Origin of the sequence: Plantactinospora endophytica (genome assembly GCF_016862915.1) — a bacterium.
GTDB lineage: Bacteria > Actinomycetota > Actinomycetes > Mycobacteriales > Micromonosporaceae > Plantactinospora > Plantactinospora endophytica.
In genome coordinates this window covers 87,141-99,512 of record NZ_BONW01000034.1, presented here as the reverse complement: position 1 = coordinate 99,512, position 12,372 = coordinate 87,141, and the positions used below count along the sequence as shown (strand labels likewise).

The window sequence follows — 12,372 nt, the reverse complement described above, 5'->3', positions numbered from 1 at the left end:
CGGCGACAGGTCCGGGGCGGCGGGTGGACCGCCGCCCTCCGGTGCTGGCCGGAGGGCGGCGGAGGCACAGCCCGGCCCAGGTGGTCTCACGCCGAGCAGATGGCGTACGCCGTGACGGTCCAGTTGCCGGCGAACGCCCCGTTCTCGGCACCGGTCGCGGTGGAGGTGGGCAGCCCCACGTTGGGGCGCAGGTCGTCGATGACCACCCCGCCGAGCGCACCGTTGAGTTCGGCGCCGACGCCGTGCACCCGGGTACCGGCCGGACAGGCGGCCGTGGTGACCGAGGCCGCCACCGGCGAGGCGGCGGCACTGGTGACGGCCTGCCGGACCATGTTGGCCGACGGGTTGCCGCAGATCGCGAACCCGGTGACGCTCCAGTTGCCGGCGAAGGCACCGTTCTCGTACCCGGTCAGCGTCGCCCCGGTCAGCGCCGCGTTCGGGGTGAGGTCGTCGAGGAAGACGTTGCCGCTCGCCCCGTTGAGTTCGGCGCCGAGACCGTAGAGGCGCAGTCCGGACGGGCAGCCGGCGAAGACCGACTTCGGCGTGACGGAGTTGGCCGGCCCGGTGAAGTGCACGCGTTGCAGGTTGAGCGTGTCGACGCCGCAGATGGCATAGCCGGTCACGTTCCAGTTGCCGGCGTAGGCGCCGTTCTCGACGCCGGTCACGAGCACGGTGGTCAGGGTGAGACTCGGGGTGATGTCGTCCAGGGTCACGTTGCCCCCGCCACCGGTGATCTCGCCACCCGCGCCGTGGACGCGCTGCCCGGCCGGGCAGTTGACCACGACGCTCTTGCTCGCGAGCGAGTTGGTGGCGCTGGTGACGGAGATGCGTACCGGCGCGGCGACCCGGCTGTCGGGCCCGGCTGCCCGGGCCGGACCGACGGTGCCGACGGTTCCCGCCACCATGATCAGAGCCAGTGTCGACACGGTTCCGCGCCGACACCAGGTGTACTTGACAGCCATCGCTGCGGATCTCCCTTCGTCGCCCGCCGCCGGATCTGGCGGTGGCGCACGGTCCAGCGTGGTCATCCCCGTCACGGTGCCGTCCAGGTGCGATCAGTGCCGGATCAGGGCCGGACTACGGCCGGGCCGGGCATCGGCCGGAGTGGTCGGCGCGGCGGTGGGACGGGCGTCGGGAGCGGGGGCGTCGGCCGGGACAGCAGTGTCGGTGTTCCGACTTTTCGCTGGTATATGCGCACTCTGTGTAGACATGCTGGCGTTCGGCGCCCCCGACCGTGTCAGGTCCGGTTACCGGGGAGGTGCTTGGAGGTTGCGTTCGCCGCCCCGGCAGCCGTCGAGCCGGCCGCCGCACGCCGGCCAACCGTCGGTCCGCCGGCCGCAGCCGCCGAGTCAGCCGTGGTCTGCGGGCTGGCGCTGCGTACTCGTCGCGGCGGCGGCCGGCTACGGCAAGACGACGGCGGTACGCCGACTGCTCGCCCAGGTCCCCAGCCGTTGGTACTCCGGCGCGGAGTGGACGGCGGCGCTCGGCGGCTCCGGTGACGTCCCGGCCGACGTCGACCTCGGTCGGCTGGCCGGGGCCATCGACGAGCCTGCCGGTGACGACCGGTGGCTGGTGCTCGACGACGTCGACCCGCTGCCTCCGGCGCGGCTGCGTGCGCTGCTGGCGGCGGCGCACCGGTTGCCCGATCGGAGCCGCCTGGTGGTGATCACCCGTTGCCCGCCCGGAGCGGCAATGGTCGCCGCCGGGTTGCGCCGGGGCGACCTGGGCCTGCTCGGCCCGGTGGACCTCGCGCTGTCCCGGCGGGACGTGCTCACCTTGCTGCGGGACCGCTACGACCTGCCGGATCCGGCGCTGGCCAGGACGGTGCACCGGGCCACCGGCGGCTGGCCGATGCTGGTGCACCTGGTCGCCGGTGCCCTCCGGGACGCCGAAAGCCGGGACGCCGAAAGCCGGGACGCCGCGATTCGGGACGCCGGGATTCGGGGCTCCGGAAGTTGGGACTCCGGAAGTCGAGACTTCGGGATTCGGGATGCCGGGATTCGGGATGCCGGGCCGGCAATGCTCCCCGCCGCCAGTGTGGCCGCCGTGGCGTACCTGGCCGGCGAGGTGTTCCGGGAGCTGCCCGCCGAGGCCGGACAGTTGCTCCGGCAGGCGGCCCGGCTCGACCCGGTGCACGCCGAACTCGTCTCCGGTTCGAACCCGCGCCGGGCCGGCAGCCTGCTGCACTGGCTGGCGACGGCCGGCCTGTTCGGTCCGGAGCGGCCGGACGGGGCCGGGTATTCGGCCATCCCGCTGGTGGCGGAGGCGGCCCGGCGACACTATCCGCTGCCGCCCGAGCAGGCCGCTACACTCCACCACCGGGCCGCCGACTGGTACGCCGACCGCGCACTGCCGGCACCGGCCCTACGCGGCTACCTGGCTGCCGGTCGGGTCGAACCGGTCGTCCGGCTGCTCCGCCGGTACGGCCCGAGCCTGCTGGCCGAGGGCGAGTGTGCGCTGGTCGGTACCGCCGTCGAGGCGCTGCCGGTGGCCCGGTGCCCGGCACCACTGCGCCAGTTGCACGGCGACGCGCTACGGATGGCCGGGGAGTCGGAGTCGGCGATCGAGGTGTACCGGTCGCAGGCCGGCCGGCGAAGCGGCCCAGGTCCGGCACTGGCCTGGCGGCACGGCCTGGTACACCTGATGCGTGGCGAGCCGCTGGCCGCGATCGCCATCTTCGAACGGGCTACCGCCGGGGCCGGTCGGACCCCCGACGAGGTGCTCCTGCTCGGCTGGGCCGCGTGCGCGTACGCGCTCTCCGGCGACGTAGCGACCGGTCAGGACCGGGCCCGACGGGCGCTGGCCGCCGCCTCCGCCGTGCCGGGTGCGGGCCGGCCGGCCCACCCGGTCCCGACCCGGCCGTCGTCCCCGCCGATTCCGTCGTCTTCGCCGACCCCGGTACCGCCGGCCGCACCTGGTCCGCCGGTCGGCGCGGCGCTGCGTACGGCACAGGCGCTGGTGACCGCCGGGGTGGCGGCCGGACTGACCGCCCGGCTGGCCGGCGACCGGGGGGCCGGGGCCGGCCAGCTCGCCGAGGCGGTACGGCTGGCCGACGCGGCCGGCGATCGCGGGCTGGCCGCCTGGGCGAGGGTGAACCTCGCGGTGGGCCGGTTCGGCGCGGCCGGTTACCGGGAGGCGGTGACCCTGGCTGACGAGGCCGTGGAGCTGGCCGAGACCGCCGGGTGCCCGGCGGTGCTGGCGCTGGCACTCACGGTCCGGGGCAGCGGGCTGGTCCGGCTCGGCCGGCTCGCCGAGGCGGTGGCCGACCACGAGCGCTCGTTGGCGCTGCACCACCGGCTCGGCTCGGCGTACGTGGTGCTGCCGTTGACCGGTCTGGGCCGGGTGCACCTGCTGCGTGGGCGGGACAGCCTGGCCCGGGCCGCGTACCAGGAGGCGGTGCAGGTCAGCGAGTCGACCGGAAACGTCGTCGCGCTGGTACCCGCGTTGGTCGGACTGGCCCGGGTCACCGCCGGGACGGATCCGGCCGGTGCGACCGCGCTGGCCGAACGGGCCGTCCGGCTGGCCCGGGGCCCGGACGGCGGTGCGGCCCGGTGCGCGCTGGGCTGGGTGGCGGTCGCAGTGCCGGACCTGCCCCGGGCGGCACTGCTCGCCACCGAGGCGGAGGACCACGCGCGGCTGCACCAGGACCGGGCCGGTCTCGCCGAGGCGCTGCGGCTGCGGGCCGCCGCCACCGACGACTCGGTGTCGGCCCGGCAGGCGCTGGTGGAGGCCGGGGCGATCCTGCGGGAGGCCGGGGCGCGGGTCGACGCGGACCGAGTCCGGGTACTACTCGGCCGGCTGTCCGGACCAGGCTCCGAGGAGCGGATCGACGCCCAGGTCGCCGCCGCCCGGCTCGCCGAGCTGGAGGTGGTGGTTCCGGTACCGGCGAGCGCGGCGGGAACCGTGGCGGTGCGTACGCTCGGCCGGTTCGAGGTACGCGTCGACGGTCGACCGCTGCCCACCTCGGCCTGGCAGTCCCGCAAGGCCCGGGACCTGCTCCGGATCCTGGCCGCCCGACGGGGCCGCCCGGTCTCCCGGGAACAGCTCGGTGAACTGCTCTGGCCGGGGGAGCCGCCGGAGCGGCTCGGGCACCGGCTTTCCGTCCTGCTCTCGTTGTTGCGTGGCGTGCTGGACCCGGACCGGCACGGCCCGCTCGACCGGTACGTCGTCGCGGAACGGGCCAGCCTGGCGCTGGACGTCACGCACGTTGAACTCGATGTGGAGCTGTTCCAGGCCGAGGCGCTGCTCGGGCTGCGCCGGTACGAGCGGGGGGAGCGCGGTTCGGCGCAGGACGTACTGGCCCTGGCCGAGCAGCGCTACCAGGGGGACTTCCTGGTCGACGACCCGTACGACGACTGGGCGGTGCCGGTGCGGGAGGAGATGCGCCGACTCCACCTACGGGTGGTCCGTACCCTGGCCGAGCTGGCCCGGCACCGGGGCGACCCGGAGCAGGCGGCGTACCAGTTGCGGCGGGCGCTGGAGATCGACCCGTACGACGAGCGGACGCACGAGGAGCTGATCTCCGTACTGAGCACTGTCGGCCGGTACGGCGAGGCGGACGAGGCGTACCGGCGCTACCACCGGGCGATGGCGATGCTCGGCGTGCCGGCCCGGCTGCCGCGCTGATCCCGCCGCCGGCAGACGCCTGCATGACGACCTCCTCCGCCACGGCCAGCGGCTGTCGCCGGATCAGAGGCCGAAGACGTCCTCCTCGGCGCCCTGTCGTGCACCGTCGACGAAGCCCCGGAACGCCGGGTCGTCCCGATCCGCGGTCACGCTGGTCACCTGTTCCCCGGTCGCCTCGGCCACCGCGTCGATCAGCGGAGGATAGCTGAGATCGACGTCGGCCAGCTCGTCCTCGTCGGCCTCGGCGAGGTTGATCACGTCCTGGAGCTGCTCGGCGTCGGTCTCCGGATCACCGGCCCAGGACTCGCCCAGGTCGTAGCACTCGTCGTACAGCGCGCGCTGGTCGTCCGTCCAGTCGTCGTCGTAGTTCTTCACGCCGTATTCCCTCCGCCGTCCACCACCTGAGCATGCCCCAGGGGTGCGAGGGGGTCCGGCGGTTGTCGGTTTTCGCCGCCCGCACCGGCCGGCGGCAGCCGCCCGGATTACCCGCGATCGGCCCGGGCAACCCCCGTCGGCCCGAGTGATCCCGTTGGCCCGGGCAACCCCGTTCGCCCGGGTGATCCCGTCAGCCCGTGGGGCGCCGTCGGTCCGTGAAACGCCGTCCGTCCGTGGGATCACGTCGGTACAGTCCGTGGGATCACGTCGGTTCGGGCGCCACGGGCGGCGCCGAGCGAGGCGACCGGGCCGGTCGACTCCCGGACGACCAGCCGGCAGGGCTGCCGGATCACCCCGGCGGCCCGTTCGCCGTCCAGCGCGGCGAAGAGCTGCTTGACCGCCGTCGCGCCGAGCTGTTGCAGGTTCAGGTCCACGGTGGTCAGCGGCGGTCGGCAGTCGGCGGCGAAGACCTCCCAGTTGTCGTACCCGACGATCGCCACGTCGTCCGGGATCCGGCGGCCGAGGTCGAGCAGTGTCTCGGCGACGCCGGTGGCGATCTGGTCGTTGCCGCAGAAGACCGCGTCGATGTCCGGATCGGCGGTGAGCAGCATCCGGCCGGCATGCCTGCCCCAGCGCTGGGACCACTCGCCGTAGAGCGGGTCACCGCCGGCCAGCGGCAGTCCGGCCTCGGCGAGTACCGAGTGTAGGCCGGTCACCCGGTCGCGGGCGGCCCGGTAGGTCTCCGGGCCGGTGATGTGCCCGATCCGGCGCCGGCCGAGTGAGACGAGGTGCTCTACCGCGAGCCGGGCGCCACCGGCGTCGTCGGCGAGCACGGAGAGGTCCTTCGGGTCGTCCGACTCGCCGTAGACGTAGACCACCGGGACCGGGATGTCCTGGGTGAGCGAGGGACGGATGTCGTTCGAGTCGCCCAGGATGATGAAGCCGTCCACCTGCCGGGCCAACAGGGTACGGATGTAGTGCCGGCGCCGGATGACGTCGCCCCGGGCGTCGCAGAGCAGTACGCACATCTGCTCGTTGCCGAGTGCGTTCTCGATGCCGAGCAGCACGGGGAAGGCGAATCGTTCGCCGAGTTCGTCGGTGAGCAGACCGATCGTCCGGGTACGCCCCGAGATCAACCCCTTGGCCAGTGCGTTGGGGTGGAAGGACAGTTCCTCGGCCGCCTCCAACACCCGGCGGCGGGTGGCCGGGGCGACCTCGTCGCGCGCGTTGAGTGCCTTGGAGGCGGTGGCCACCGAGACCCCGGCCCGTCGCGCCACGTCGCTCAGGGTGACTGATTGGGAACGTTGTCTGACCACCGAAATCCTTTCGGACCGCTTTTCGAAAAGGCCGAGCAATCAGGATTCTAGTCTAGGCCGACTTCGGCGTACTTTGCCCCTTCGCGGGAAGGGTTGACAGTCGGGTGAACCGCTCGCTATCTTCCGAAAAGGTTTTCGGAACTCGCTCACCCGGACATGCCGCGTGCGGTCCGGCCGGGCCTGGTCAGCGCCGCCCCGGTCGCCTGCCCGACCGCGCAGTACGAGTGGGGGAGATGTTGACGATGATCGTGCGGGTCTGGCTGCCGATTGAGTCGACCGGAGCCGGGCGCGACAGCGGCTGACGCTGGCCCTGTGCCCGACGTCGCGCGACCACCACAGCGCCGATCCGCCCCGACCCCTGACCGCGTGACCCCCGATCGGGCTGCCGGGTGACCAGGCCAGGTGCCCGGGAATGGGTCGGGTGGCGCGGTCGTCGGGGTGTCGGGACGTCGGGATGTAAGCCGGATGAAAGGCGTACCGGGTCTACTGGAGCGGTGACATCGGGGGCTCGTTCGGCTATCGCCGTCGTGGGGATGGGATGTCGTTTCCCAGGTGCGGACGATATCGACGCGTTCCGGAGACCGATCCGGGACGGACGGGTGGCCACCGGGCGGGTGTCGCCCGCCCGGTGGCGCCACGGGTACCTGCGCCGGCCCGACGATCCCCGGGACGCCGACTCGGCCGCCCGGCGGGGTACGCCGGATCGGCTTCAGCTCGACGCGGCGGCTGCGGCGGACTGCTGGTTCCACATCGTGATGACGACGCCGAGGACGAAGATCTGCACCGGCAGTGGCAGGCCGGGCAGGTCGGCGACGACGTCCCCGCGCCAGAAGCTGGTCCGCCGCACCGACCCGACCCGGCGCCCGCCGGCGTGCAACTCCTGCTCACTGCCGAAGAACGAGACCCGTTGGAAGTGGTACGTCTGCTCGGCGGCCTGCACCGTCCATCGCTTGCGGCCGACCCGGTCCGCCGAGGCGACGATTCCGCCCGCCGCGTCGAGCATCCGGTAGCGGTTCCCCCAGGCGTTGCCCCGCACCTGGTAGTGCTGGCCGTCCAGCTCGAATTCACCACCGCTGCGCCAGAACGCGTCGTCCCAGGTCGTCACCACCCGGCCCCGGACCGTGACCTCGTAACGGCTGCGCCAGACCGTCAGCTTGCGGGCCTTCAGCATTCCGCCAGGTTAACCGGGTCGGGCAAGACGACCCCGCTGGCTCCGCACGGATCCGAGCCCGGTCGGTCAACGCGGGACGACCGCGCCGAGCAGCTCGAGGTACATGTCGAGAGCGATCCGAGCCCGGTCGGTCAACGCGCGACGACCGCGCCGAGCAGTTCGAGGTACATGTCGAGGAAGAGGCCGCCCTTGAGATCCGCGCTCGGACCGGCGCCCAGTACGCCGACCTCGGAGGCGTAGGTGACGCCGCCCTTCGGGCCGAGCGGCAGCACGATGGCGTCCTCCTCCGGCCGGTAGCTGGCCAGGGTGCCGCCGCCCTGGAGCAACGTGCGGATGTTCTCGGCCACCACCTGGGCGTGGGCCTGCGCGGCCCGGGCCATCTTCAACTCGGGCAGCGCGGTGACGTCGCCGACGGCGAAGACGGTGTGCTGGCCGGGAAGTCGCAGGTCCGTGGTGACCGTGATACGCCCGTCGGCGCGGCGGGCCGGGCGCAACTCCGGGCCGAGGTAGTCGGTGTCGATGGCTGCGCCGTAGCAGGGGAACCAGATGTCGGCGGTGATCTCGACCCCGGACCCGGTCGTCACGGTGAAACCGCCGGTCCGGCCGGGATCGGTGCCCGGCAGTTCGCGCAGCGACGTGCCGAGCACCAGTTCCACACCCAACTCGCCGAGTTGGCGCCGCAGTTCGGCGCGGAACTCGTCCGGGAACCGGCCGGAGACCAGGTCGGCGGCCGGGTCGACCACCGTGACGGCCTTGTCCGGCCAGGCCGACTTGATCTCTCCGGCGAACTCCAGCCCCACCGGCCCGGCGCCGAGCAGCAACACCCGGTCGGCGCGGGCCAACTCCGCCCGGGTGGCCCGGAGCTTGGCCGCGCCGTCCGCGGCCTGCTCGACGTCGAGCTTCGCCGGGTACGGAGATCTCGTGCCGGTGGCCAGCACGATGTAGTCGGCCACGATCCGGGTACCCGAGCGGAGCTCCACGGCGGTCGGCCGGACCCGGACCGCACTGTCCCGGAGCACCGTGCCACGGGTCAGCAGACCGTCGTACGGGATGAAGATCCGCTCGGTCCAGTCCGGGTCGACGGCCGCCCGCAACGCGGCGACGTTGTGCACGAACGTCTCCCGAGGCTCGACCAGGACGACGTCGGCGATGTCGTCGAGCGCTTTCGCCACGCTGATTCCGCCGTATCCGCCGCCAATTACCACCACAGTGGAAGCCACAGCACACCCTCCGAGGAACGGGGCCGCGATCGTCTCCGCAGCCCCTCACGGTGTCGACTCTGCGAGCCGGGGCGGATGGCAGGAAGGCCGGGCCGATGGTGGTAGGGACAGGGACACCATCGGGGCGCCGTACGGCTGTTAGGTTCGGAAAGTGAGCGAGAACGAGCTGGGGATGTTCCTCCGGGGCCGCCGGGCGGCGATCACTCCGGCCGAGGTGGGACTGCCGGCCGGGCCCCGGCGGCGTACGTCGGGGCTGCGCCGGTCCGAGGTGGCGATGCTCGCCGGAGTCAGCGTGGAATACCTCACCCGACTCGAACAGGGCCGCGACCGGCACCCGTCCCCGCAGGTGCTCTCCGCTCTCGGCGAGGCGCTGCGGCTGACCCCGAGCCAGCGGGTCCACCTGTACCGGCTCAGCAAGGCGTCCGGCAGTGGTTTCAGTTGCATGGGCGACGCCGTTCCCGGCCGGGACGTACGCCCGACCGTGCGGGCACTGTTGGAGCGGCTGGAGCCGACCCCGGCCATCCTGCTCAACCGGCTGAACGAGATCGTCGGCCGGACGGCCGGCTTCGAGCGGCTGGCGGGACCGATCGGCCTGCTGGACGCGCCGATGCCGAACTTCGCCTGGTACGTCTTCACGGACGAGCGGGCGAGGACCGCGTACCCCGACTGGGACCATGTTGCCGACGAGCAGGTGGCGCTGCTCAAGCAGGGCCCGTTCCGGGCGGACCGGCACGTGGCGGGTCTTGCCGACGAGTTGACCCGGAGCGCCGGTGACGCGTTCGTGGGCCGGGTCGGCACGGTGCCGGGGTTACCGAGGTCCAGCGGCATCGTGCGGTGGGTGCAGCCGGAGGTGGGTGAACTGCGCCTGGCGTACGAGATGCTCGACCTGTCCGCCGAGGACGACCAGCGGCTGATCGTCTACCTGCCCGCCGACGCCGCGACCGGAGCCGCCCTCCACGGCCTGCACCACCGCCCACACGGCCTGCGCGTGGTGTCCGGCTGACCATCCCTCCGCGCCGGCCCCCGACCTGGAGCCGGCCGACCGCCATCCGGCCGTCGTTGCCCGACCCGGGGCCGGACGACGATGCCGGGTCGGGGACCGGTTCGTTCCGGACCCCGACCCGGGTGGATCAGTCTTCGCTCGCCGTCACCGGTGCGCGACGCCGTCGCCCGGCCACGACGAGGCCGGCGCCACCGACGAGCAGCACCGCCCCACCGATCAGCAGGGCCGACAGCGGCGCGCCGGTGATCGGCAGGGTTCCGCCGCCGGCGCCGCCACCGCCGGACTCGGTCACCTCGACGGTGATCGTCTCCGAGATGCCCACCAGGTCGGGATCGTCGTCGGGTACGACGACCCGGTAGCGGTAGGTCCCGACCTCCTGCTGCGTGGCGTCCAGGGTGAACCGGGTGAGCGACTCAAGGTCGCCGCTGTCGACGGTCCGCCAGGTGCTGTCCTCCTGCACCTGAAGCTCCGCCTTGCTGGCGACCGCCGGCACCGCGGTGCCGGTGAAGGTGACCTTCGTGCCGGGCGCGACAGTGGTCTCGCTGGCGGCGACGGTGACCGCCGGCTTGATCCGGGGTACCTCGGACGTGATGACGATGAAGTCGTTCTGGTGCTCCTTGGTCGGCGGCCGGAGGATGCCGACGCAGTACGTGAGGCGGCTCGGCGCGGACTCCACCTTCGAGAAGGTGCCGTCGGCCCGGGTGGTGAGGTTCGGCTTCGCCCGGCCCTCGACGCAGCCCCCTTCGACGCCGAGCAGGATCGGCTGGTTGGCGATGCCCTCGCCGGTGTCGGTGTAGTGGAACCGTCCCTCGATCGTCAGCGGGCCGTTGCCGACCACCGGGTCGGGCGTGAACCGCAGCGTCACCGCCGGCAGGTTGGTGCCGTCGACCTGGAGGGTCCGGGTCTTGCCGACGGTGCGGGGGTCGACGTCGAGACGGTTGCCGACCGTGTCGACGGCGATGACCTGGCTCAGTTGCCACCGTCCGTCCCAGGTGGACGGTACGTGGACGGTCGCGCTCCACACCCCGTCCTTCTCGGTACCGGAGGTGAGCTTCAGGTCGGCCGCCGATATTCCACGGTCGGCGGGTGTGGGGCCACCCTCCCGGCTCAGCACGATGCCGGGACGCATCTCCCCGGACTCGTCGACCACCTTCACCCCGGACTCGTCGGTCAGCTCGACCGCGATGGTCACCGGGACCAGGTCCAGGCCGGCCACCGCGACCGTTTCGTGGGTGACCGTGATGTCGCCCAGTACCGGTGCCGTGGTATCCGCCGCGGCGCTGGCCGGGCTGGCGCCGACGGCAAGGCCGCCGGCCGCGAGCGCGATCGCCGCCGCAATTCGGAATCCCCGCATCTACCTACCTCACAACCATCATTTCCGCCGATCTTGCTCAGGACTCGGACACCATACTGAGCCGAGTCAAGAGCCGTTTTCCTGCGGAAAGACGGGCCGGGGTGATCGTCCGGAGCAGACTGTTCCCTATGGACCGTCCTGCTGGGACAGCGTCAGTCCGACCGCGCGTCGTGCAGCAGCCGGAGCTGGCCGAGTTCGGCGACGTTCTTCATCAGCTCGGCGTTGACCCAGGCCACCATGTGCGCGACGGTGTGTGCCGGATCGTCCTGCCACGGAAACGGCGCGGTCCGGTCGAGGTCGGCCTCGGTCATCCCGTCGAGCACCGACAGCCACTCGGTACGGAGGTCACGCAGCCAGGCGATCGTCGTGTCCAGGTCGCCGGGCCAGCCGACCTCGGTACGGTCGCGTGGGGTCCGCCCCCGGGCGTGGTCGATGGTCACACTCCACCACCAGCCGATGTGCCAGGTGAGCCAGCCGACCGTGGGGACCGGGACCGGCTCGGGCTCGGTGTCCGACCAGTCCGGCGTCCACCGGCCGGCGCCGTCGGGGCGTACGGTCCAGGAGTGTGCGGCGGGCTCCCACAGGAGGTGGGCGGGCGCCAGTCGTTCGAGGTGGTATTCACAGAGCGACCAGGTCAGGTCGAACTGCCATCGGAGTAGGTCACAACGGGATGCGGGCACCGCGCGATCCTCGCATTGCGGAATCCGTCGGGCGAATGGTTATTTCAGCCGCCGTCGGCCTCGGGGCGCGGGCCGAGCGGCTTGCCGTAGCGGTGGCAGGGCACCGGCATCGTCTCGCCCGCGACGGCGGCCGGATAGTCGAACACCCCGTCGTCGGCCCACCCGGACCGCTCGTAGAACCGTCGGGCGCGGGCGTTGCCGGGGGCGACCGCCAGCCAGGCCCGCCGGTGGCCGGCGGCGGCGACCAGCCGTTCGGCCTCGCCGAGCAGCAGGCCCGCGACGCCGGTACCGCGCTCGGCCCGGTCGACGTACACCTGCTCGACCTCGTCGCCGACCACCATCACGAAGCCCACGACCCGGCGTTCGGGTCCGGCGACCGCCACCACCGTGTCGCCGACGCGCTGCGCCGCACGGGATCGGAACGACTCCGGCGTACGGACCGCGACGAGCGCCTCCGGTACGTGCCCGAGGTGCCCGTCGCGCCAGCCGGCCAGCCAGATCGCCGACACCGCCTCGGCGTCGTCGGCGACGGCGGGACGCAGCGCGATCTCCGGCATCGGGCGAGGGTAACAGGAGTGTCAGGAGGCGCCGGTGCGCGACCTTGCGCGCGTCGGATAGACACGGATG

Annotated in this window: 10 protein-coding genes and 1 pseudogene; 3 read left to right on the top strand and 8 right to left on the bottom strand. The window is 72.8% G+C overall.

From position 1 onward, the window contains the following. Positions 1-86 precede the first annotated feature (86 nt). Positions 87-962, bottom strand: a complete 876-nt coding sequence (locus Pen02_RS30515) for a hypothetical protein (protein ID WP_203869594.1) — start codon at positions 960-962, stop codon at positions 87-89. A gap of 307 nt (positions 963-1,269) precedes the next feature. Here Pen02_RS30515 and Pen02_RS30510 point away from each other — a divergent pair, with 307 nt between their 5' ends. Next, on the top strand, positions 1,270-4,626 hold the full coding sequence (locus Pen02_RS30510; protein ID WP_203869593.1) for an AfsR/SARP family transcriptional regulator: 3,357 nt from the start codon (positions 1,270-1,272) through the stop codon (positions 4,624-4,626). 63 nt (positions 4,627-4,689) lie between these two features. Here the strand turns inward: Pen02_RS30510 and Pen02_RS30505 are convergent, their stop codons facing one another. Both Pen02_RS30505 and Pen02_RS30500 read right to left on the bottom strand, forming a co-directional pair. After that, on the bottom strand, positions 4,690-5,001 hold the full coding sequence (locus tag Pen02_RS30505; RefSeq protein WP_203869592.1) for a hypothetical protein: 312 nt from the start codon (positions 4,999-5,001) through the stop codon (positions 4,690-4,692). Between the two features lie 239 nt (positions 5,002-5,240). Further along, positions 5,241-6,317 (bottom strand): LacI family DNA-binding transcriptional regulator, encoded by a 1,077-nt coding sequence (locus Pen02_RS30500; protein ID WP_203869591.1) that lies wholly within the window; start codon positions 6,315-6,317, stop codon positions 5,241-5,243. 389 nt (positions 6,318-6,706) lie between these two features. Between Pen02_RS30500 and Pen02_RS43095 the strand changes: the two are divergent. After that, positions 6,707-7,000, top strand: a pseudogene (locus tag Pen02_RS43095) (beta-ketoacyl synthase N-terminal-like domain-containing protein); the annotation flags it as partial. A 26-nt stretch (positions 7,001-7,026) separates the two neighbouring features. On the opposite strand, the gene Pen02_RS30490 reads toward Pen02_RS43095, so the two are convergent. Continuing rightward, positions 7,027-7,488, bottom strand: a complete 462-nt coding sequence (locus Pen02_RS30490) for an LURP-one-related/scramblase family protein (RefSeq protein WP_203869590.1) — start codon at positions 7,486-7,488, stop codon at positions 7,027-7,029. A 131-nt stretch (positions 7,489-7,619) separates the two neighbouring features. Continuing rightward, on the bottom strand, positions 7,620-8,693 hold the full coding sequence (locus tag Pen02_RS30485; protein ID WP_275413625.1) for an FAD-dependent oxidoreductase: 1,074 nt from the start codon (positions 8,691-8,693) through the stop codon (positions 7,620-7,622). 187 nt (positions 8,694-8,880) lie between these two features. Between Pen02_RS30485 and Pen02_RS30480 the strand changes: the two genes are divergently transcribed. Next, on the top strand, positions 8,881-9,711 hold the full coding sequence (locus tag Pen02_RS30480; RefSeq protein ID WP_443678488.1) for a helix-turn-helix domain-containing protein: 831 nt from the start codon (positions 8,881-8,883) through the stop codon (positions 9,709-9,711). Between the two features lie 127 nt (positions 9,712-9,838). On the opposite strand, the gene Pen02_RS30475 is transcribed toward Pen02_RS30480, so the two are convergent. The 3 genes from Pen02_RS30475 to Pen02_RS30465 form a co-directional block, all read right to left on the bottom strand. Beyond that, positions 9,839-11,065: an LPXTG cell wall anchor domain-containing protein gene (locus tag Pen02_RS30475; protein ID WP_203869587.1), complete on the bottom strand. Its 1,227-nt coding sequence runs from the start codon at positions 11,063-11,065 to the stop codon at positions 9,839-9,841. A 152-nt stretch (positions 11,066-11,217) separates the two neighbouring features. Beyond that, positions 11,218-11,745, bottom strand: a complete 528-nt coding sequence (locus Pen02_RS30470; RefSeq protein WP_203869586.1) for a DinB family protein — start codon at positions 11,743-11,745, stop codon at positions 11,218-11,220. 44 nt (positions 11,746-11,789) lie between these two features. Continuing rightward, positions 11,790-12,302: a GNAT family N-acetyltransferase gene (locus Pen02_RS30465; protein WP_203869585.1), complete on the bottom strand. Its 513-nt coding sequence runs from the start codon at positions 12,300-12,302 to the stop codon at positions 11,790-11,792. Positions 12,303-12,372 lie beyond the last annotated feature (70 nt).

What these genes read in the sequence shown, in the direction of transcription:
- Pen02_RS30465 (WP_203869585.1), bottom strand. Translation starts at nt 12,302, where the DNA reads ATGCCGGAGATCGCGCTGCGTCCCGCCGTCGCCGACGACGCCGAGGCG.
- Pen02_RS30475 (WP_203869587.1), bottom strand. Translation starts at nt 11,065, where the DNA reads ATGCGGGGATTCCGAATTGCGGCGGCGATCGCGCTCGCGGCCGGCGGC.
- Pen02_RS30480 (WP_443678488.1), top strand. Translation starts at nt 8,881, where the DNA reads ATGTTCCTCCGGGGCCGCCGGGCGGCGATCACTCCGGCCGAGGTGGGA.
- Pen02_RS30490 (WP_203869590.1), bottom strand. Translation starts at nt 7,488, where the DNA reads ATGCTGAAGGCCCGCAAGCTGACGGTCTGGCGCAGCCGTTACGAGGTC.
- Pen02_RS30515 (WP_203869594.1), bottom strand. Translation starts at nt 962, where the DNA reads ATGGCTGTCAAGTACACCTGGTGTCGGCGCGGAACCGTGTCGACACTG.